The organism is Marinobacter changyiensis (genome assembly GCF_009193265.1).
Taxonomy (GTDB): domain Bacteria; phylum Pseudomonadota; class Gammaproteobacteria; order Pseudomonadales; family Oleiphilaceae; genus Marinobacter; species Marinobacter changyiensis.
The window spans coordinates 424,150-445,087 of sequence record NZ_VZZZ01000005.1 but is presented as its reverse complement, the minus strand read 5'-3'; the positions used below and the strand labels follow the sequence as shown (position 1 = coordinate 445,087).

At 56.2% G+C, this 20,938-nt stretch carries 19 protein-coding genes; 13 read left to right on the top strand and 6 right to left on the bottom strand.

Annotated elements, in window-relative coordinates; all coding sequences use genetic code 11:
- Positions 1 to 19 precede the first annotated feature (19 nt).
- The gene (locus F6Y09_RS15520; protein WP_152207831.1) at positions 20 to 472 is read right to left on the bottom strand and encodes an Lrp/AsnC ligand binding domain-containing protein; all 453 of its coding nucleotides are present in this window, start codon (positions 470 to 472) and stop codon (positions 20 to 22) included.
- Positions 473 to 879: 407 nt separating this feature from the next.
- Here F6Y09_RS15520 and putA point away from each other — a divergent pair, with 407 nt between their 5' ends.
- On the top strand, positions 880 to 4,509 hold the full coding sequence (putA, locus tag F6Y09_RS15515) for a bifunctional proline dehydrogenase/L-glutamate gamma-semialdehyde dehydrogenase PutA (protein ID WP_152207830.1): 3,630 nt from the start codon (positions 880 to 882) through the stop codon (positions 4,507 to 4,509).
- A 60-nt stretch (positions 4,510 to 4,569) separates the two neighbouring features.
- Here putA and F6Y09_RS15510 read toward each other — a convergent pair whose 3' ends face one another.
- Positions 4,570 to 5,295 (bottom strand): tellurite resistance TerB family protein, encoded by a 726-nt coding sequence (locus F6Y09_RS15510; protein ID WP_152207829.1) that lies wholly within the window; start codon positions 5,293 to 5,295, stop codon positions 4,570 to 4,572.
- Positions 5,296 to 5,574: 279 nt separating this feature from the next.
- On the opposite strand from F6Y09_RS15510, the gene rarD reads away from it, so the two are divergent.
- Positions 5,575 to 6,489 carry an EamA family transporter RarD gene (gene rarD, locus F6Y09_RS15505; protein WP_152207828.1) on the top strand — a complete coding sequence of 305 codons (915 nt, stop codon included), beginning with the start codon at positions 5,575 to 5,577 and terminating at the stop codon, positions 6,487 to 6,489.
- Between the two features lie 18 nt (positions 6,490 to 6,507).
- On the opposite strand, the gene F6Y09_RS15500 is transcribed toward rarD, so the two are convergent.
- Positions 6,508 to 7,158, bottom strand: a complete 651-nt coding sequence (locus tag F6Y09_RS15500; protein WP_152207827.1) for a DsbA family oxidoreductase — start codon at positions 7,156 to 7,158, stop codon at positions 6,508 to 6,510.
- 129 nt (positions 7,159 to 7,287) lie between these two features.
- On the opposite strand from F6Y09_RS15500, the gene F6Y09_RS15495 reads away from it, so the two are divergent.
- The 8 genes from F6Y09_RS15495 (at position 7,288) to mtgA (ending at position 13,968) form a co-directional block, all read left to right on the top strand.
- Positions 7,288 to 8,157, top strand: a complete 870-nt coding sequence (locus F6Y09_RS15495) for a putative RNA methyltransferase (protein WP_152207826.1) — start codon at positions 7,288 to 7,290, stop codon at positions 8,155 to 8,157.
- Positions 8,158 to 8,267: 110 nt separating this feature from the next.
- Positions 8,268 to 8,405: a DUF3096 domain-containing protein gene (locus F6Y09_RS15490; RefSeq protein WP_152207825.1), complete on the top strand. Its 138-nt coding sequence runs from the start codon at positions 8,268 to 8,270 to the stop codon at positions 8,403 to 8,405.
- Positions 8,406 to 8,486: 81 nt separating this feature from the next.
- Complete coding sequence (locus F6Y09_RS15485; protein WP_152207824.1) at positions 8,487 to 8,975, top strand: sll1863 family stress response protein; 489 nt, start codon at positions 8,487 to 8,489, stop codon at positions 8,973 to 8,975.
- A gap of 95 nt (positions 8,976 to 9,070) precedes the next feature.
- Positions 9,071 to 10,285, top strand: a complete 1,215-nt coding sequence (locus F6Y09_RS15480; RefSeq protein WP_152207823.1) for a serine hydrolase domain-containing protein — start codon at positions 9,071 to 9,073, stop codon at positions 10,283 to 10,285.
- A 135-nt stretch (positions 10,286 to 10,420) separates the two neighbouring features.
- Positions 10,421 to 11,506, top strand: coding sequence for a fatty acid desaturase (locus F6Y09_RS15475; protein ID WP_152207822.1), 1,086 nt, complete (start codon positions 10,421 to 10,423; stop codon positions 11,504 to 11,506).
- 54 nt (positions 11,507 to 11,560) lie between these two features.
- Positions 11,561 to 11,932 (top strand): YajD family HNH nuclease, encoded by a 372-nt coding sequence (locus F6Y09_RS15470; protein ID WP_152207821.1) that lies wholly within the window; start codon positions 11,561 to 11,563, stop codon positions 11,930 to 11,932.
- 381 nt (positions 11,933 to 12,313) lie between these two features.
- Entirely contained in the window at positions 12,314 to 13,249 is a 936-nt protein-coding gene (locus tag F6Y09_RS15465) for a DMT family transporter (RefSeq protein WP_152207907.1), read from the top strand.
- 14 nt (positions 13,250 to 13,263) lie between these two features.
- The gene (gene mtgA, locus F6Y09_RS15460) at positions 13,264 to 13,968 is read left to right on the top strand and encodes a monofunctional biosynthetic peptidoglycan transglycosylase (protein ID WP_246180554.1); all 705 of its coding nucleotides are present in this window, start codon (positions 13,264 to 13,266) and stop codon (positions 13,966 to 13,968) included.
- 1 nt (position 13,969) lies between these two features.
- On the opposite strand, the gene F6Y09_RS15455 is transcribed toward mtgA, so the two are convergent.
- Positions 13,970 to 16,648 carry a mechanosensitive ion channel domain-containing protein gene (locus F6Y09_RS15455; protein ID WP_152207820.1) on the bottom strand — a complete coding sequence of 893 codons (2,679 nt, stop codon included), beginning with the start codon at positions 16,646 to 16,648 and terminating at the stop codon, positions 13,970 to 13,972.
- Between the two features lie 115 nt (positions 16,649 to 16,763).
- Between F6Y09_RS15455 and F6Y09_RS15450 the strand changes: the two genes are divergently transcribed.
- The 3 genes from F6Y09_RS15450 to F6Y09_RS15440 all read left to right on the top strand — a co-directional run bounded on the left by F6Y09_RS15450 (position 16,764) and on the right by F6Y09_RS15440 (position 18,607).
- Entirely contained in the window at positions 16,764 to 17,459 is a 696-nt protein-coding gene (locus F6Y09_RS15450) for a pseudouridine synthase (protein WP_152207819.1), read from the top strand.
- Positions 17,460 to 17,508: 49 nt separating this feature from the next.
- Positions 17,509 to 17,907, top strand: a complete 399-nt coding sequence (locus F6Y09_RS15445; protein ID WP_152207818.1) for a DUF2784 domain-containing protein — start codon at positions 17,509 to 17,511, stop codon at positions 17,905 to 17,907.
- A 136-nt stretch (positions 17,908 to 18,043) separates the two neighbouring features.
- On the top strand, positions 18,044 to 18,607 hold the full coding sequence (locus tag F6Y09_RS15440; protein ID WP_246180553.1) for a C40 family peptidase: 564 nt from the start codon (positions 18,044 to 18,046) through the stop codon (positions 18,605 to 18,607).
- Between the two features lie 64 nt (positions 18,608 to 18,671).
- Here F6Y09_RS15440 and F6Y09_RS15435 read toward each other — a convergent pair whose 3' ends face one another.
- Both F6Y09_RS15435 and F6Y09_RS15430 read right to left on the bottom strand, forming a co-directional pair.
- On the bottom strand, positions 18,672 to 20,309 hold the full coding sequence (locus F6Y09_RS15435; protein WP_152207817.1) for a methyl-accepting chemotaxis protein: 1,638 nt from the start codon (positions 20,307 to 20,309) through the stop codon (positions 18,672 to 18,674).
- Positions 20,310 to 20,526: 217 nt separating this feature from the next.
- Positions 20,527 to 20,907 (bottom strand): ribbon-helix-helix domain-containing protein, encoded by a 381-nt coding sequence (locus F6Y09_RS15430; protein ID WP_152207816.1) that lies wholly within the window; start codon positions 20,905 to 20,907, stop codon positions 20,527 to 20,529.
- Positions 20,908 to 20,938: the final 31 nt, after the last annotated feature.

Genomic DNA, 20,938 nt, shown 5'->3' with positions numbered 1-20,938 from the left:
AGGCAAAACAGCCACCCGCTCAGAACGGTGCATCTCTGACGCTCTCCATCACCACAAATGTGCTGGTCTGCAGAACGTGGGGCAGTGCTGAAATCTGCTCGCCCAGCACCTGTCGGTACTCTGCCATGTCCCGGGTCCGGACTTTCAGCAGGTAGTCAAAATTACCGGCAATCATGTGACACTGTTCCACCGCCAAGACCTTCTTTACAGCAGCATTAAAGGCGGTCAGGGCGTTGCTGCTGGTGTCGGTCAGGGTCACCTGGGCAAAGGCAATATGGCTTTGCCCGAGCTTGGTCTGGTTGACCTGTGCCGTGTAGCCGGTGATGAAACCTTGCTCCTCAAGTCGCCGCATGCGGACCTGACACGGAGTTTTGGATAGCCCCACCCGGGAGGCAAGCTCCGTCACGGTAATTCGGGCGTTGCCTTGAAGTTCTCGAATAATGGAGTGGTCGATTCTGTCCAGTTCCATCATATGTTGGTTTCCTCACTGAATAGAAAGATCGATTGCCAAACAGGCCGGGCATCAGCCGCCGCAAGCCTGATCTCCCTGCGGATACGTAACGTAAATTTTCCTGCAAATCATGTGTTCTATCATGGGTCCCGGTACGGGACAGGTGCCCGAAACTGACGCCGGGCTCTGCAAGTCCGTGACAAACAGACTATGCTGGAAAGGTCTGCTGAGAGTTTTGCGGGCGCTTGAATTCAGGTCAACGCTAAAGATATCAGGTCTTTTGCCTTATTTTTGGATTTTTATTAGATAAAATCAATTTTACGGTAATAAAAAAAGACGTTAAGCAAGGTTTAGTGGGATTTAATGGCCGAATTGCCTTATTTATTCTCGGTAAAATGTCAGGGATAAACAACTTAGAGGGTACAGCTATGCGACCAGAGCAATCAGTAACTCCCGCACTTGTTGATAGCAGACAGGCAATTCGTGATCACTACCTGGCTGATGAATACACGGTGATTCGCGAGATGATTGCCGGGGCTCAGCTATCCCAGACCGAGCGGGAGGCTATTTCCGCTCGGGCGGCCGGGCTGGTGCGGGATGTCCGCAAAAGTGCAAAGTCCACCATCATGGAAAAGTTCCTGGCGGAATATGGCCTTACTACCAAAGAAGGTGTGGCTTTGATGTGTCTGGCCGAAGCGTTGCTGCGCGTACCGGACAACACCACCATCCATGCCCTGATCGAAGACAAAATTACTTCTGGTGCCTGGGGGACACACATCGGCAAGGCCTCATCTCCGCTGATCAATACCGCCACAGTAGCGTTATTGATGACCAGCAACCTGCTCAAGGACTCTGACCGGCACAGCTTGGGCGACACGCTCCGGCGACTCCTGAAACGCTTTGGCGAACCGGTGGTTCGTACCGTGGCCGGCCAGGCGATGAAAGAGATGGGCCGCCAGTTCGTGCTTGGCCGTAATATCGACGAAGCCCAGGATGAAGCCAAAGAGTATATGGCTAAAGGCTACACCTACTCCTACGACATGCTGGGCGAGGCTGCGCGAACGGATAAGGATGCCGAGCGCTATTTTGACTCCTACTCCAACGCCATAGACAGCATTGCCAAGACCTGCAAAGGGGATGTACGCAAAAACGCGGGTATCTCGGTGAAGTTGTCTGCATTGCTCGCGCGCTATGAATACGGCAACAAAGAGCGGGTGATGAATGAGCTCGTGCCTCGGGCGATGAAGCTGGTCAAGAAAGCCGCCGCCGCCAATATGGGCTTCAATATAGATGCCGAGGAGCAGGACCGGCTCGATCTTTCGCTCGATGTGATCGAAGCTATCCTGTCGGATCCGGAGCTGAAAGGCTGGGACGGTTTCGGCGTGGTTGTGCAGGCGTTTGGTAAAAGGGCTGGCCATACCCTGGAATGGCTGTACGGCCTGGCTGAAAAGCTCGACCGCCGCATCATGGTTCGGCTGGTGAAAGGCGCCTATTGGGACGCCGAGATCAAGCGCGCCCAGGTGATGGGCCTGGACGGTTTTCCGGTATTCACGCGCAAGGCTTGCAGTGATGTGGCGTTCCTGTCCTGCGCCACCCAATTGTTGAACATGACGGACCGGATTTATCCGCAGTTCGCCACCCACAATGCCCACTCCGTATCCGCGGTGCTTGAACTGGCGAAAGCGAAAGGGGTAACCAACTACGAGTTTCAGCGCCTGCATGGCATGGGCGAATCGCTGCACAATGAGGTTCTCAAGGTAAGCGGGGTTCCGTGTCGCATCTACGCACCGGTCGGCCCTCACCGCGATCTTCTGGCTTATCTGGTTCGCCGCCTGCTGGAAAACGGGGCCAACAGCTCCTTTGTTAACCAGATTGTAGATACCCGCATCACCCCGGAGGAGATTGCCAGGGATCCCATTGACGCGGTGCAAGAAATGGGCGAGAACATCTCCAGCAAGGCGATTGTCCACCCTCATGACCTGTTCGGGAAAGAGCGCCGGAATTCGAAAGGTTGGGATATTACCGATCCGGTAACGGTGGCAGAAATTGAAGAGGGACGGGGTGCCTTCCGCGATTACCGCTGGAAGGGCGGGCCGATTATGGACGCTGAAGTTTCCGGCACCGAAGTTCAGGTGGTGCGTAATCCGGCCAATACTGACGAGCTGGTGGGGCATGTTACCCAGGCCTCCGAGGACGACGTCGAGGCAGCTGTTGCCGCTGGGCAAGAAGGTTTCAAGGCGTGGTCCCAGGTGCCTGCTGAAGAGCGAGCCGAGTGCATCCGTAAGGTGGGCGATCTGTTTGAGGAGCACGCCTACGAGCTATTTGCCCTGGCTACCCGGGAAGCGGGCAAATCCTTGCTGGACGGTGTTGCGGAGATTCGTGAAGCGGTGGACTTCTCGCAATATTATGCCAATGAAGGCCTGCGGTACAAAGACAGTGGCGAAGCCCGCGGAGTGATGTGTTGTATCTCCCCGTGGAATTTTCCCCTGGCCATTTTTTCGGGTCAGATACTTGCGAATCTGGCAGCCGGCAACGCGGTCATTGCCAAGCCGGCGGAGCAAACCTCGCTGATCGCCTATCGCGCGGTCGAGTTGATGCATGAGGCAGGCATCCCCAGGGCCGCCATTCAGCTATTGCCAGGCACCGGTGCGACCGTGGGTAGCGCGTTGACGTCGCACCCGGGTATCGCCGGGGTTTGCTTTACCGGTTCAACGCCGGTTTCCCGGAAAATCAATGAGGCAATGGCAGAGAACCTGGCGCCCGATGCACCGCTGGTTGCGGAAACCGGTGGCCTCAATGCCATGATTGTCGACTCCACCGCACTGCCCGAGCAGGTGGTGCGTGACGTGCTGGCGTCCTCGTTCCAGAGTGCCGGCCAGAGATGTTCCGCGTTGCGTATGTTGTATGTGCAGAAAGACATTGCCGACGGCCTGCTTGAAATGCTCTACGGCGCAATGGAAGAGCTTGGCATTGGTGATCCCTGGTTACTCTCCACCGATGTGGGTCCGGTGATCGATGAAAACGCCCGCAAGAAAATAGTCGACCACTGCGACAGGTTCGAGAAAAAAGGGCGTTTGCTGAAGAAACTGGCGGTTCCCGAGCAGGGCACGTTTGTCTCCCCAGCGGTAATCAGCGTCAGCGGCATCGACGAAATGGAAGAAGAAATTTTCGGCCCGATACTGCATGTAGCCACGTTTGCTGCCAAGGATATCGACAAGGTGGTTGATGATGTCAACGCCCAGGGCTATGGCCTGACCTTTGGTATCCACAGCCGGGTAGATAGCCGGGTTGATCGTATTTCAGCACGGATCAGGGTTGGCAACACTTACGTAAACCGGAACCAGATTGGCGCCATAGTCGGTTCCCAGCCTTTCGGTGGCGAAGGGCTCTCCGGCACCGGTCCCAAGGCGGGTGGCCCCCAGTATGTGCGCCGCTTCATGCGAGGGGAAACCGTGGAGCGCGCGCCGGAGTCTGGATGCAAGAAGGTTGAACTCAAAAAACTGGAGGGACTGATTGCCAAACTGGCTGAGGCCAAAACCCTCACGCCGAAGCAGCGGGTGGAAGCCATGAAGCCGGCGTTCAACCACGTTCCGGCCCCGCTGGATGCGCATCCTGAGGAAATGCCCGGGCCGACGGGTGAACTGAACCGGCTGACCAATCACGCCCGTGGTGTGGTGCTGTGCCTTGGCCCGGACAGGGAATCAGCCCGGGAGCAGGCCGCTATGGCGTTGTCTCAAGGCAACAAGGTCGTGGTGATTGTACCGGGAGCAGATGATGTTGTCGGGCCGGCTGCAAAAGCGGGGCTCCCGATTGTCGGAGCTGAGGGACTTCTTGAGCCAGAAGCACTAACGATGGCCAAGGGCTTTGACGCGGTTGTGAGCTGTGCCGAGCCATCATTGCTGAAGGAATACCGACTGGCGCTGTCAAAACGCGAGGGTGTTATAGTGCCTCTGATCACTGAACACCGACTGGATCAGCGCTTCGTGATCGAGCGCCACCTCTGCGTTGATACGACTGCAGCCGGCGGTAACGCCAGCCTGATTGCAGCGTCCGAGTAAGCGTTTCTCGGTCACATAGAACTCTCAGGGATGAGAGTTCTGTTACTCCTGGTTCAGACGCTATTGAACAGCGACTACCTGTCGTTCAAGCTCGGCCGTAAGACCCGCGTCCAGTTTCAGTGCCTGGGCGAGCTGGTCCAGCCAGGCCCGCTCCATCGGATTCTGTTCATCAATCATTGCAGCACTGACAACGTAGATTTCCCGGCTGGCCTGAGGTGAGTCAGCTTTATTGGCCAGTGCATTGGCGTCAAGTGGGGCGTCGAACTGGCTCTGAATCCAGGTGTGAAGCTCGTCGTCTGCACCGAGCTTTTCGATTTCCTGGGTCAGCAGGGCGCGTTCGTTGGCGTCTATGTGGCCATCGGCGCGGGCTGCCATAATCATCGCCTGGAGAATTTCCAGGCCGCGCTGTTCCTGGGCCTGGCCCTGCAATTGCTCCAGCGGCTGACCTTGTTGATCGGTGGATTGTTGTCCGCCCTGATTATTGGTTTGATAATTCTGGTAGGCCTTCCAGGCCAGCACGCCAACACCGGCCAGAGCGCCGTATTTAAGGGCTGTGCCGCCCATTTTTCTGCCACGCTTGGAACCCATCATCATTCCCAGCGCTCCGCCGCCAAGCAGACTTTTCACATCGAATCCGCTTTGGCTGCCCGCACTGCCTTTGTTGCCCTGAAACTGCGACGCCAGCCCACCCACCATCTTGTTGACATCAAAGCCGCCACTGCCACCTGGTGACTGACCTCCAGAAGCCTGCTTCATCAGGCCGTTCAGAATTGTCATTGCGTTCATCGTCAGTTTCCTTGCGGTTTAAATTCACGAAGACCCAGTCAGTCGGGTCGCTTAGTGCGTCCAAGTTAGAACCATTACGATTATTCTAACCAGGTTGCTCACTGGTTTTCATTAAGCCGGTGTCATCCCACAGGCTGCCGATTGCCGGGATTACTCTATGGCTGGGGGTGCCGGAGTGTTCCGAATGCAGGCATCTGTACCGGTTGTTGTGTCGGCAACTGTCCCGGTCCGTCAGGGGCGAGGTGTGTTAGATTAAGCGTCTTTGCCTGCGAGACTGTAATGACTACGACAACCCCCGAAGCCACCAAAGGCGTTTTGTACGGCGTCGGCGCCTATACTGTGTGGGGCTGTTTTCCGCTTTTCTTTGCGCTGTTTGAAGGCGTGCCGGCTTTCGAAGTACTGACCCATCGGATTATCTGGTCGAGCGTTTTTCTTGCCATCGTTATTTCCATTCTTCGCCGCTGGTCGGCGGTTAAAACGGCGCTGGCCCATCCCCGAAAACTGTGGCGGGTACTCGGGTGCGCGGTGCTCATCGCGACGAACTGGGGGATCTACATTTACGCAGTGGAAACCCATCACGTGCTGCAGGCGAGCCTGGGCTATTTTTTGACACCGCTGGTCAATGTGGCACTCGGCATGCTGGTATTGCGCGAGAAAATGGCACGCCTGCAGGGCGTGGCAGTGGTCATCGCAGGCGCAGGAATTCTGCTGCAACTCGTGCTGTTGGGCACCGTGCCCTGGATAAGTCTGGTGCTGGCTGTCAGCTTTGGCACTTATGGTTTGTTGCGCAAGCAGGTGATGCTGGATGGGCTATCCGGACTGTTTGTGGAAACGCTGCTGTTACTGCCGCTGGCTTTACTGGCCTTGGCCTGGATCAGCTCTGCTGGCGGGTCTCACTTTGTGGTCGATACCAGGGCATCGCTGTTACTGGTCGCCAGCGGTGTCATCACTGCGCTGCCTTTATTGGCGTTTGCCGGTGCAGCGCGCCGCCTGCGTCTGGCAACGGTGGGTTTTCTGATGTACATCAACCCGACGTTGCAGTTCCTGATTGCCCTGTTCGTATTCAATGAGCCCATGAGCCAGATCCAGCTTCTCAGCTTTGCCATGATCTGGACTGCGCTTGCGCTCTATTCATGGTCTGCCTGGCATTCCAGCCCCACGGCGATTACCCGGCGTAATCGTGTGCGGGCGTGAGCGCTGTCAGCCTGGGGACTAGTCGACACTTGTTTCTGCAATCTCCCGGAATGCCTGAACCAGGGTGTCCGGCTCCTGGGCACCTGAGATCATGTACTGCTGATTAATAATGAATGCGGGTACCGCCGAAACGCCGGCTTGCTGGTAGGTTGCCTCATCGGCCCGTACCGCGTCGGCATAATCGTCCGATGCCAGAATGCTCTGTGCTTTGGCGCCGTCCAACCCGGTGGTCTGAGCCCATTCGATGAGCACTTCGTGGTCCGAGATGTCAGCCGCATGGCCGAAGTAAGCCTCAAAAAAGGCTTGCTTCATTTCGGTCTGGCGACCATGTTCCGCTGCCCATTTCACCAGCCGGTGGGCATCAAAGGTATTGCGGGTGTGACGCTCCTGCATTCTGGTGAAGTTCAGCCCGAGGTCTTCGGCAATACGCATCATGTCGGTTTGCGCGGCTTGCATCTCCGCGGTACTGCGGCCGTATTTTCGACTCAGGGCCTGCAGGATGGGTTCGCCGTCCGAGGTGTTGTCCGGGTTGAGCTCGAAGGCATGCCACTCGATGTTGAAAGTCATCTCTTCCGCCAGTTCGGCCATGGCTTGTTCCAGCCGGGCGTAGCCGATCGCACACCAGGGGCACGCGATGTCGGACACAATATCTATTTTAAGGGTTTTCATAGGTTATCCTCGGTGTGGTTCGTCCGGTCTGATGGTGATCGGCATAGGATCTCCGATTCTGGACACCTCGCGAAACAAGTACAATTGCCTGTCACCATACACTGACCACCGCTTCAGGATTACCGAGTTATGAATATCACGCCATTCCAGGCTCTGGCCTGCCCGCTGGACGGCGACTCCCTCGCGCGGGAGGGTGCGTCCTGGCGTTGTGCCGCAGGTCATACCTTTGACGTCGCCCGCCAGGGTTACACCCATCTGCTGCCGGTGCAGAAAAAACGCTCGCTGGATCCCGGTGACAGCAAGGCGATGGTTCTGGCTCGCCTGCGCTTCCTCAACGCCGGTTATTATCAACCGATTGCCATTGAGTTAAACCGTCTGACGGTGGCGGATTTGCCTGCCTCGAACGGGCATAGCTGTCTGGATGCAGGCTGCGGTGAGGGCTACTATCTGCGTCAGCTAGCGGCAGAATCCGGATATGAAGGAACCATGGCTCTGGTCGGTCTGGATATCTCCAAAGCGGCGATACTGGCCGCTACCAGACAGGCAGGCACCGACAAGGAACAGCAACCCATGTGGCTGGTGGGTAGCAACGCCAACCTTCCGGTGTTGGCGGGAACTCTTGACCGGGTGCTGTGTGTTTTCGGGTTTCCGGTCTATGCAGAGTTTGCTCGTGTGCTCAAACCCGGTGGTCGGCTGATACAGGTGGACGCGGGGCCTGATCACCTCAGGGAATTGCGGGAGATAATTTATCCCGAGCTCAAGCCGGAGCGTAAGCGTGATCCCGAAGCACCGGGTAACTTTGTCAGGCTGGCCACCGACACGCTTCGATATAACCTTGAGCTCAGCGGGGCCGAGCCGGTAGCTGACTTGCTCGCCATGACACCGCATCTGTACCGTGCCAATGCAGAAGGGCGGGCGCGAGCGGCGGCACTGGAGCGGCTGACTGTGACAGTGGACGTCAGGCTAACCACGTTCGAGCGGGAACGGTCAGAGAAATAGCCTGTGTTGATGGTCTGGCAAAACCAATCTGCTATTGTGATGACGGTGGCCGAGTCAGGTCCGACTTTTACGTTGTAATAATTCACGTTGTCCTATTGAGGTATTGCCCAGTGACACTTCATCTTGAACTTGCTCCCTTAATCAGTCTCGGTGCAGGCATCGCAATCCTGGTGTTTCCGAAATTGCTGAATTACATCGTCGCCGGTTATCTGATTGTGGTGGGTGTTCTGGGCATTCTGGGCCAGTAGATCTGATAGGCAGCCATACCCGTTACCGTTTGCCGGTGGGACCGGCAAACGGTTCAACCTGTCTGTTCAAGGAGAAGCATCATGTCATCACATCCATTGCCCCGCTTACTGTCTTTTGCGTTATTGGCGCTGTTGACCGTTGGCCAGGCTCCTGCAGTGGTCGCCGAGGAAGATGAAATCACGGTGGAACAACTCAAGCAGGACACCCGGGAACTGGGCCGTACGCTGAAGGATTTCAGCGCCGACCAGAAGGACCAGGCCATTGAATCGATCAACAACACCCTGGAAGCCCTGGATAAACGCATAGATCAGCTCGAAAGGGAGCTTGCGGAAAACTGGGACGACATGAGTGAATTGGCCCGCGAGCGCAGCCAGGAAAGCATTGACTCCCTGCGAGAGCAGCGCAGCACTGTTGCGCAATGGTATGACCGCCTGAAAGACAGTACCGCGAGTGCCTGGGACCGGATGAAAAAGGGTTTTTCTGATGCTTACGACGAATTGTCGGAAAGCTGGGAGGAAGCCGAAGAGGTGAACGAAGAAAACACCGAACGCCGCCAGGACAGCATTTGATTACCACCGGTGATAGAGACCTGTGAGCTTGCCTGACTTCCGTACGTCAATCAGAATAAGGCGCTGTATCTCAAAACCAAGAAGGCACTTCATTCATGGCGGAAACTGACCAGATCGCAGGCCTCTCGCTGGCGCAACTCGATCACATTAATGCTCACCTTGAACGCCGGTATATTGAGCCCGGCAAACTACCAGGCACGCTGACACTGGTTGCCCGGCGTGGGGAGATTGCCTGTGTGAAAGCTCAGGGGCTGATGGACGTAGAGCGTGGTAAAGCTGTCAGCCGCGATACGATCTTCCGTATTTATTCGATGACCAAGCCCATCACGTCGATCGCGATGATGCAATTGTACGAGCAGGGGCGATTCCTGCTGGACGATCCGGTGCACAAGTACATTCCAGCCTGGAAAAACCGGCGGGTATACAAAAGCGGGCTCTATCCGAATTTTCTGACCGTTCCGGCCTCCACCACCATGACCATCCGCGACCTGTTTACTCACATGTCGGGCCTGACTTACGGGTTTATGAACCGCACCAATGTGGATGCAGCCTACCGGGAACTGGCACTGGATGGCAGCTCGAGCCTGACCCTGGAAACCCTGGTGGAGAGGCTCGCGGAACTGCCGCTGGAATTCTCGCCCGGAACCGCCTGGAATTATTCCGTCAGTACGGATGTGCTGGGCTACCTTGTGCAACTGCTCGCAGATCAACCCTTTGATGACTATCTGAAGGAGCATATTTTTGATCCGTTGGAAATGTCAGACACCGGTTTCTATGTACGAGATGACCAGCTTGACCGGTTCGCTGCCTGTTACCTCTATGAAACCGGGGACCGCTTCAAATTGCAGGATGAGCCGGAGACTTCCAACTATCGGCGGCAGGACCGCTTTCAATCCGGCGGCGGGGGACTGGTGTCGACCATCGATGACTATTTTCATTTTGCCCAGGCTCTCTGTCAGGGCGGAAGCTTCCGTGGCCGGCGCATCATAGGACGTAAGACCCTCGAGTTCATGCGGCAAAACCATTTGCCGGGCAATCAGGACCTTCCCGGACTATCTGTCGGCGCCTTCAGTGAGACTCCGTATGCCGGCAGTGGTTTCGGGCTCGGATTCTCGGTCAAGACGGATGTGGCCAGGTCACAGATCAACGGGTCGGTGGGGGAGTACGGATGGGGTGGCTTGGCGAGCACCAATTTCTATATTGATCCAGTGGAGGAGCTGGTAATGATCTTCATGACTCAGCTGATTCCATCCTCGTCTTACCCGATCCGGCAAGAGTTGCGGGCCATAGTGAACGGGGCGTTGTGCTGACAGAGCAAATGTCGCGGGCGCACCGCCGTTAACAAATTGTATCCGAAGAATAGACAGGTGAAGGTAGCCAGGCAGGTGTCAGGCTGTTAAGTTGCAGGCCCTAACTTTCCGTGTTCCGGCCTGAGAGCCTGTCTAATGAGTTGTATAAAAACGCTGGCAGCTGAAAAGAAACAGATAGTTGCCCGTTACTCAAAAAAATCCGATGTTAAAGCTGCCGGCCAGCTTTTGACGACGGTTATCCCTTATACGGTTTTATGGTATCTGGCTATCGTCAGCGTCTCTGTGTCCTATTGGCTTACAGCGCTGTGTATTCTGGCCTTGAGCCTGATTTTGCTCAGGGTCTTTGTGCTGATGCACGAGTGCGGTCATAATTCCCTGTTTGCTAGTTCGAAATACAACAAGGTGGCCGGTTTCTGTCTGGGGGTGCTATGTGGCATGCCGCAGTATGTCTGGTCCAAAAATCACGCGTTTCATCACGCCACCAATGGTAACTGGGATGAATACCGGGGCCCGTTGGCGACACTGTCGCTGGCCGAATTCAATGCGCTTACCCCAAAACAGCAACGGAAGTATCGGTTGACGCGTAATATAGCGTTTGCACCGGTCGGCGGTTTCCTCTACCTGTTCTTCAATCCGCGCCTCACCTGGATCAAGGGCAACATTGCTTTGCTTGGCCACCTGCTGAAAGAAAAACGCGCCAATCCGGGGGCGTCACTTCGTTCGATTGCCCAGGGGTTTGAGTGCCGCTACTGGAAAACAGCCGCCGAGTACCGTCATATGACCGGCAACAACCTGGTGCTGTTGTCGCTTTGGGCGATGATGTGCCTGACAGTCGGGCCGGCAATCTTCTTCATCGTCTATCTCATCAGCCTTTCCCTGGCGGGTGCTGGCGGTATTATTCTGTTCGCGGTGCAGCACAATTTCGAGGACGCCTGGGCGGCAGACAAGGCCAGCTGGGACTACAATCGTGCTGCGGTAGAGGGCACCAGTTTTCTGATATTGCCCGCGTGGCTCAACTGGCTCACCGCCAATATCGCCTACCATCACATACATCACCTCTCTGCTTCCATTCCCAACTACCATCTCGCGGCGTGTCACCGGGCCAACGCGCACCATTTCACCAAGGTCACGCGAATCCGTCTCCGGGAAATTCCCGCCGCACTCAGAAACACCATCTGGGACGTTGATAACCATCGCATCACGGCCATTCCGTCCAGCTGATTTGTGCATTAAAGTAGTGGCATATCGTTCGTTCAGTACCGTGGCAGGTGGATCATGACAAAATCACAGACCAATACAGGCAAACTTGACCGATTGCTGGAAGAGCAACGCCAGTACATCGCCCAGCGTGAAAAAGGCTATCGGGAAAAGGCCCTCAAGCTTTATCCCTGGATCTGCGGTCGCTGTGCGCGGGAGTTTGATCGCAGGGGCCTGAGTGAGCTTACGGTTCACCACGTCAATCATGATCATGACTATAACCCCCCTGATGGCAGTAACTGGGAGTTGCTCTGCATTTATTGTCACGATGAGGAGCACAGCAAATTCGAGGCATTCGTTCGCTATGGCGGCGGAGCGGACTCCAGAAGGGAAGCGGCGACGTTTAACCCCTTCGCAGGGCTGAAAGACGCCATGAACAACAAGAAGTGAGCTCGAGGCTCATATCATACCGCCAGCCGGGCCGATTTTTTGCTAACGCTGGCTGGCGGTGTAAAAAAATTCTGATGCTCAGCTTTGTGAGTCTTTTTTCTCCTTCTTTGCCACTTTCTTCTCTTTCTGCGTTAATGCAGGCTTCTTCTTCGTCTCTTTGATACGCTTCTGTTCTTTGCTCATGCTCAACACTCCAACCAGTCGGTAGCACACTTCACGCCTGCGCGTGTCCTACCCTCCAGTGAGGCCGGTGCGGCAAACTCTGCGCAGTGACCGGATTCGCATGGAAGGAGCATCGATATTACCACGAACGTTGCATTGCTATAGCGGGATAAATACGGATGCGTGAACGCCCCCATGGTCAAAAAAGCCATTGTCCAGATGACTAGGAACGCCGCCACCCGAGCTTCTGCTACCGCCAAACCTCCAAAGCCGGTCGGGCTGTATCTGGTGCCGGTTCTTTTTGTCTGGCTCTGGAGCACCGGGTTTATCGGAGCCAAGTACGGCTTGCCTTATGCGGAGCCGTTTACCCTGTTGCTTATCAGGATGCTGTTTACGCTGGCTGTCCTGGCGGTGCTGATACGGGTAATGAAGGCCCCTTGGCCTTCCTGGCAAGGGGTAGCCCACACAGCGGTGACCGGTATTCTGGTGCACGGTTGTTATCTGGGCGGTGTGTATTACGCCATCCAGGGTGGAATGCCGGCGGGTATCATTTCGCTGATTGTGGGTTTGCAGCCCCTGGTCACCGCAGTGGCGGCGGTTGTGATGTTGCGAGAGCCGGTGGCCATGCGCCAGTGGCTGGGTCTGTCCCTCGGCCTGGTAGGCATTGCACTGGTATTGTTTGAGCAGCTCGGGGGCGGGGATGGTATGGCGGGCTTTCCGTTATGGACACTGTGGTGGGCGGCATTGTCGCTGCTGGGCATCTCCGTGGGCACGGTTTATCAAAAGCGTCACGGTGAGCGCACAAACCTGCTGACCGGCACTTTCATCCAGTATTGCGCCGCTTCTGTACTGTTTGCTATTGGTGCGTTTACCCTGGAGACCCGGGTGGTGATCTGGGATATTCAGTTGATACTGTCCATGGCCTGGCTGGTGTTCGGGGTTTCCATTGGTGCCATCCTGTTGCTGATGCTGCTGATCCGCCGGGGTGCGGCGTCCCAGGTAGCCAGTCTGTTTTACCTGGTGCCGCCGGTGACGGCGCTTGAGGCCTATATCCTGTTTGACGAGCGCTTGGGCCTGCTGGCCATGGCTGGTGGCGTGATTTCCATCACCGGTGTTGCGCTGGTCGTTATCAAGCGAAGAGAACCAGGGGCCTGAGCCAGGAGTTTACGGTGGCAAGACGTTCAATGTTGAGACGCGGTCTTGGAATGCTGGCCTGGAGCCTGGCAGGGTTGCTGCTGTTTGTTGTCGCCGTGCTAGTGGTTTTTCGTTTTGCCAACCCACCCACCACGGCCTTTATTGTTGCCCACCAGCTGGAGTTTTCCGGCGACACTGTGCGGCAACAATGGGTCCGGCTGTCTGATATTTCCCCGTGGATGCCGCTGGCAGTGGTGGCCAGTGAGGATCAGCGCTTTCCCGAGCATTGGGGCGTGGACGTCAATGCAATAAAGACGGCGGTTGCCGACTTCCGCCAGGGTGACGGTCTGCGCGGTGCAAGCACTATTACCCAGCAAACGGCCAAAAACCTGTTCCTCTGGAATGGCCGGAGCTTTGCCCGTAAGGCGCTGGAAGCGGGGCTGGCAGTGTCGCTGGAAGCCATCTGGCCGAAACGCCGGATTATGGAGGTTTACCTCAATGTGGCCGAATTCGACCGAGGTATCTATGGGGTAGAAGCAGCCAGTCAGGCTTACTTCGGGACCAGTGCCCGCCACCTGACCTCAGGGCAGGCGGCAAGGCTGGCGGCAGTGTTACCGAATCCGAAAGTATTTGATGCGGGGAGCCCATCGACCTACGTCTGGCAGCGGGTCAACTGGATTGAGGGCCAGATGAAACAGCTGTCGGGCCTGCGCTATCTGGAGAAAGTTCTCGCAGAATAATTCATTCTGCCGGCTTTGACTCCACCAGACTGCGCACATGAATATCCTGTTGGGGAAATGGAATAACCACGCCAGCCTCACTCAATGCCCCGATAATTGAGGCGTGCAGTTCATGGGACAGAGGCATGTAATCCAGCAGGTCTTCGATGAACACCCGCACTTCGAAATCAATGCTGCTGTCCCCCAGCCCTACGCAGAACACGGCGGGTGCCGGGTCTTTAACGACCCGCTGGTTATCCTCCGCGACCTTGAGCAGGATATCGTGCACCGCCCCCACATCCGAGCCGTAAGCGACGCTCACATACACGATGACCCGGACGATAGGATCAGACAGAGTCCAGTTGGTAAGATCCTCGGTCACAAAGGTTTTATTGGGGATGATCTGCTCTTTCCGGTCCCAGTCCACCAGAGTTGTGGCCCGGATGCGTATCCGCGACACTGTCCCGGTGGTGCCGCCAATGGTTACGGTATCGCCTACCCGAATTGGTCGCTCGAACAGCAGGATGATGCCAGACACGAAGTTAGCGACAATTTCCTGCAACCCGAAGCCGAGGCCAACCCCGAGTGCGGCCACCAGCCATTGCAGTTTGGACCATTGCACCCCGAGTACGGCCAACGCAGTAATGACCCCGAAGAACACAATCAGGTAGGTGACGATGGTGGTAATGGCATAGCCGGAGCCGGGTTCGAGATGCATCCGGCTCAGGACCATCACCTCCAGTGTGCCCGGCAGGTTCCGGGCAGCCAGAATGGTTCCGACGATCACAATCAGTCCCAGGATCAGGTCTCCCAGGGTAATCGGTAAAGATTCAGCCCCTTCAATGCCGGTTGCAATGGTCCACAGGGTTATGTTGTCGAAAAGCTGCAACGCAGGTATTACGCTGGCCCAAAGTAACCATAGCCCGGTCGCGGCCAACACGTACGCAAGGATTCGAAACAGCGACTTGCTTTGCTGGCTGATATCTTCAAGGTCCATCTCCGGCATATCGAGCGACGGCGGCCAGCCCTCTCCGGAATTGTCCGCTGCTTCTTTAGCCTCGGCTTGCTTGCGTTCGGTCGCCCGCTGTTCCCGGAGCCGTTCAAGGGTCAAGCGACGTTCCCGCACGGACAGCGCTCGCAGGCACAGGTAATAAAGCAGCATGTTGAACGCCAGCCAGCAAATGCTGATAAAGATGTTGCGTTCCAGCTGCACTGCCGTGTAGTGATAACCCAGCAGTGAGGCGACGGTCAGGACAATGGGAATGGTAACTGCCAGCAGGTGAAGGGTCTGCAGGATTTTGCGATCGACTATGCCGCTTCTGACTGCTGTCATGATCCGGTGGGCAAAGATCGCCAGAGCAGCGGAGGCGACACCAAACAGCAGCCGGCCCAAGCTGTCCCGGTGGTCAGCGCCTCCGGGGGCTTGCAACGAGGCCGACAGTAGTGCAACCGGCACCAGGACACAAAGCAGAACCGGTATCTCGCGGCGAAGGGCATCCAGCGTGGTGGCATTCCATTTGAAATGCCGCTCGCCGAGGCTGTCCCTTCGGGCCACCTGGCGGACAAAGCTGAGCAAAAACATGACAAAAGCTGCAGTGGTAAATCCGTCAGCCAATGCCGCCAGAAAATCATTGCCCTCCATCAGTAGTAACGAACCTAGAGCAAGCAGCATGACCACAGGCAGTGTCAGCAGCGCACTGCACCCCAAGGCATAAAGGGTGATCTGAAATCGGTCTTTGCCCACGTTTCCTACCGATTCACCGCTGGCTACAAGGCTCTCACGAATTGCCCTGCGGCGGCTCAGGATAAGCAGCAGTACCACCCCAATCAGCAGTATTTCCAGGGTGCGTTCTGCAAAGGAGTCTTTGACGGCGTCGATAAAAGTATTCCAATGCACAGGCCGCCCCAGCCAGGCCACTGCCTGAACCAGTTTGTCTGCAGTGTCCAGCCCCACGGTTTCGGCACTGGGGAGCCAGAACAGGCGCTGACGAAGCAGTTTTTGGTAAGCTAGGATGCGTGCCTGTAGCGTCTCGGCGGTATTAAAGTATTCATTAAGCACGTCAATGTGCTCGGTAATTGCCTTGTGTAGCTGCCTTACCAGTGAGGCCCTTTGGCGCCTCAGTTGCTCCTTCGTCCCATCGGAAACGCCGAGTATGGCCTCGAATTCCTCCAGTCGCAGTTGTTCTTTACGGGCGTTGGACAGTCGCTCCCGGATTCCGGTAATCAGGCTGTCAGTAATGCTCTGTTCTTGCAGACGGTCCAGTCTCTGCCGCAGCAGCTGGGCATACTCCTCGGTAAGGTTGAGCCCGGCCCTCTCAAGTCGCAGCTCGAAACTCTCGTACTCATCGTTCAGTCGTGCCAGCACCGATTCGCCATAGGCCAGGCGTTCCTTACTCGAGGCGAGTGCCGCAAGCCGCTCGTCCAGGGATTCTCGCAAGCTCTGCAGTTGCTGGCGAATACCTGCGGATGATGCCGAGGGCAGATCCACAGTCAGGGGCTCGGAGGCGTCCTCCTCTATCTCGGGCTGGACGGCGGGCTTCGAGGTTTCCGCAGGTTGCTGTTGCTCTTCTGATACCGCCTTTTCCGGTACTTCCTCTTCGCCGTGAGCATGAGAGGGAATCACAATGGAAAACAGCAGGACGGTAGCGAGGAACCAGAGAATACGGGTAAAAAGGGGATGGTTCCGGGTTCGGTTGGGCATGACTACAGCGTCCTGTGCTTGGGTGCCGCCCTAGTGTAACCATAATCAATGCAGGATGTGAGCCGGGGGATGGTACTTGTCGTGAGGTGGATGAAACCGTTATAAATAGCAGCCTATGCGCCTTACTCGAATTCTCAGCAACCATTCCCGATTCAGCCGCCGGACCGCCAGCCAGGTTATCGCCGATGGGCGGGTAGCTGTGGATGGCGAGGTGTGCCGTGATCCCGGGCTCGATGTCAGCCGATTCAGGTCGGTCACTGTAGACGAAGCGATAGTACAAAAAGCGGACAGGGCACACTACCTGATGCTGAACAAGCCGGCAGGCTACCTGAGTGCGACGAAAGACCTTAACCATCAGACGGTGCTGGACCTGATCGAGCCGGAATTGAGGACCTGTTTGCATATCGGCGGGCGGCTGGACCGGGCCAGTTCCGGTTTGCTGATCCTGACCAACGACGGTATATGGTCGCGACGGCTGACTGAGCCCCGAGTCAAAATCCCGAAAGTATACCGTGTGACCACGGCCATGCCGATCACGGCAGAGAGTGCCGCCAGCTTTGCTGAGGGTATCTGGTTTGCCTATGAGGGCCTCACCACCTCACCGGCCAGTCTGTCACAGCTTTCCAGCCATGAAGCGCTGGTGACGATCTACGAGGGCCGGTACCATCAGGTTAAGCGTATGTTTCATGCGGTTGGCAATCGGGTGCTGACGTTGCACCGGCAAAGTATGGGCAATATCCGGCTGGACGAGACGCTGGCACCCGGACAATATCGGGCGCTGTCGGCGGAGGAAGTCCTCTCCATTCAGTAAGGTGTATTAAAATCCACTGTGTCCGACCCGGCCGGCCAAAGGTGTGGCAATGACAAACCTCTATCAGATAATGGCGAATTTGGTGCTCTTGCTGCACCTCACGATTGTGCTGTTTGTGTTGTTCGGGCTGGTGTTGGTGTTTGTGGGCAACGCTTGCGGTTGGCGCTGGGTTAACAATCCGTGGTTCCGGTTGTCACATTTGCTGGCGATCGGTGTGGTGGTGGCAGAAGTCTGGCTGGAGATCGTGTGCCCGCTTACCACGCTGGAGATGTGGTTACGCTCCCAGTCCGGGGGTGTTGGCTATTCCGGAGGCTTCATCGAACACTGGTTGAATCGCTTATTATATTATGAGGCGCCTGCCTGGGTGTTTACCGTGACTTATACGGTGTTTGGTTTGATTGTGCTTGCGACCTGGTGGATTTTTCCACCGAGCCGGGGTCGTCGATGATGTCGGTATAATGGCCCTCGCCGTATCGGTCCACGGGCCTTGTCAGATCTTGCCAGCGTAATGATTAAAGCCTGTCTATCAGTTCATGGGACGACTAGACTCAAGCTTTCAGGGTTGCAACGCAAGGTCGTTTTTCATGAGTTTATTGATGCCAGGGCGGTCCGGAATATTGTCCAGAACTCCCATAGGTACCCGGAGCCGCGCTCTATCAATGGTGCTGGTTGTGGCGGCGCTGGGGTTTGGCGGGTGTGCCAGTAATCAGGCGCTTATGGACCAGGGCCGCTATGGCTATGCTACCGGGATTCCTGTCCAGTGGCCCGAGGAAGCTGATTCGGCCCTGGCCAATGAGCTTGAGCAGGTGTTCCAGCGCTACGAAGGATCACCCTACCGTTATGGCGGCATGACATCCGATGGCTTCGATTGCTCCGGTTTTATCCTGACTGCATACCGTGAAGCGCTGGGCCAGCAATTGCCCCGCACCACCAGCCAGATGCTGACTGCTGGCCGGGAGGTCAGGCGTGATCAGGTTGAACCGGGTGACGTGGTGTTTTTCCGGATTGGTGGTAAAGAACAGCATGCCGGCATTTACATGGGCGGCAGCCGTTTTATCCATGCCTCTTCCTCGGCCGGGGTGACAGAATCCTCCCTGAACAACCGGTACTGGCAAAATCGCTACACCCGGGCCCGTCGATTCCGCTAGTGGGAGGTCGGTTACAGCGCCTCCCCCTTAGGTGATTGGTCATCTTACAATCATCGAAAACCGATCAGATTTTGAAGAAGCTGACTTTTCTGGTCAGTTGATTTGACAGTTCGGCCAGCTCGCGGCTGGAGGCGGATACCTGATCGGACCCAGCTGAAGTTTCGACAGTGGCATCGTGGATCCGGGTGATATTCCTGTTCACTTCCTCGGCGACCGAGCTTTGCTGTTCGGCGGCGCTGGCGATCTGGGCGTTCATGTCGTTGATGGAGCCGACTTCCCGGCCAATGCTGGCGAGCGCTGTGGTGGCATGCCTGGTCTGTTGCACCGTCTTTCGTGCAAGATCACGGCTGCTCTCCATCACAGCAACGGCCTGACCGGCGCCGACCTGCAATTTACCAATCATTCCCTGGATTTCTCGGGTTGAATCCTGAGTGCGGGTGGCCAGCGAGCGAACCTCGTCTGCTACTACAGCAAATCCTCGGCCATGGGTACCGGCCCTTGCTGCTTCAATAGCCGCATTGAGTGCCAGTAAATTGGTTTGTTCCGCAATAGCGTTGATCACTTCGACGATTCGCTCGATATTGGCGCTGTCCCTTGATACCCCTTCAACAGTTTCGGCAGCATCTTCCAGCGTTTCCGCGAGACTGTTGATAGCACTGGCAGTGTCCTGCACCACTTGGCTACCTATCTTGACTTCCTGGTCTGCAGTCTGGGTGGCGGAGGCCGCCTTGGCGGCGTAATCCGCCACTTCGGCAACCGACACTGCCATTTCATTGATGGCCGCAGCCATCTGTTCGGCTTCTTTGGCCTGTAACCGGATCTGGTCGCTATTATTCTCCGACGTTGTATTCAGTTCAGCCGAGGAATTGTTCAGGGCATCGGCGCCAGAACGTACCTCCCCGATCGTATCAGCCAGTCGGGTCAGGGCGTTTCGAAGGGTGCCCATGACGCTGTCTGGATAGCTGGTTTCGATGTTCTGGGTCAACTCGCCTACCTGCAGCCGCTGGATGGCATCCGCCACATGCTGAGGTTCTGCTCCGAGGGTGGATTTAAGTTTCCCGATGATCAGCAGGGACACGACGATACTGGCGAGAATAGCCAGTGCGGTTGCCACCAGAATGGTCCATTGGAACCCGCTGGCAACTTCGCGAACGCTGGTGAGCTCGGCCCTGATCAGGGATTCCTCGTAATCAATCATGGCGTTGATGCGCTTGAGCCACTCGGTGTAGGAGGGTGATACTTCCTCCAGTAAGAACTCCCTTGCGGCTTCAATCTCTCCGTCCCGCCGCTGTTCAAACAGCTCTGCAGTCAGGGCCAGGGTAGTAGCTTCAATGGCTTCGATGCGCTGGAGCAGACTGAGTTCTTCCCGCGTATTCTGTTGCTGCCGGAAAAGCCGCGCCATGGACTGCGCGGAATCCTGGTAAAAGCCCTTGAGTCGGTCGACTTCCCTCAGGTGCATGTTCAAAGCCTGGTCGTTTCGCACCAGGACAGCGTCACGAATGGCAATTGCACGGTCATGAACACTGCCGCGGAAGTTGATGGCCTGGCGTTGCTTCTCAGCGGCACCCTCACTGACACCCGTCAAGGTTGTGTCGATATAGGCCACCCGGTTGATGCCGATGAGAGCTATCGCAATCATCAGAATGAGAACAAGACCAAAGCTCAGGCCCAGTCGTTGGGCAATCGTCAGTTGTTGGGGCATTAGAAATAAACCTCGGCAAAAGGAAATTATTCGAATATTTCGGGGAGCTTCCAGGCACCGCTTGAATAAAATTGTGTGCTGGGCCCGAAGTTCAGGCGGAGGCTCATAGGCAAGTGGTTACTGATTGAACCGGGGATTGGATTACTCGAGGCTACCGAAAAGGATAGATTTGATCGTTTTTAACAATACATCACCGAATTCATCAGGATAGCTTCATTCAGTGAGCCGGTTTGTCGATAGTGCGCTGATCCAGGAGGTGGTCTTTCGCTCGGGACAGAATGGTGTTGGCATCAAGGGACGCTATTGGCACAGCGGTATCTCGTGGGATATCACCGCTCAATTGCAGGGCCAGGTAACGTATTGCGCATACACGCAGGAATGAGGTGAAGTTCCCCAGGTCATGGCCTGCATCGATGGACTCGTGATACAGGCGGGTGATCATCTGCGGCAGGTTCATGCCGTCCCGGGCCGCCACTTCAGTCAATACCTGCCAGAAGACGTTTTCCATCCGTACACTCGTAACCATGCCATCGATTCGTAGCGAGTGCGTGCGACTGACCCAGAGTTCAGGGTCGGCTTGAATAAAGAGCTTGCACATAACGGTGCCCTCGCAGGCAGGGGCCGAAAAG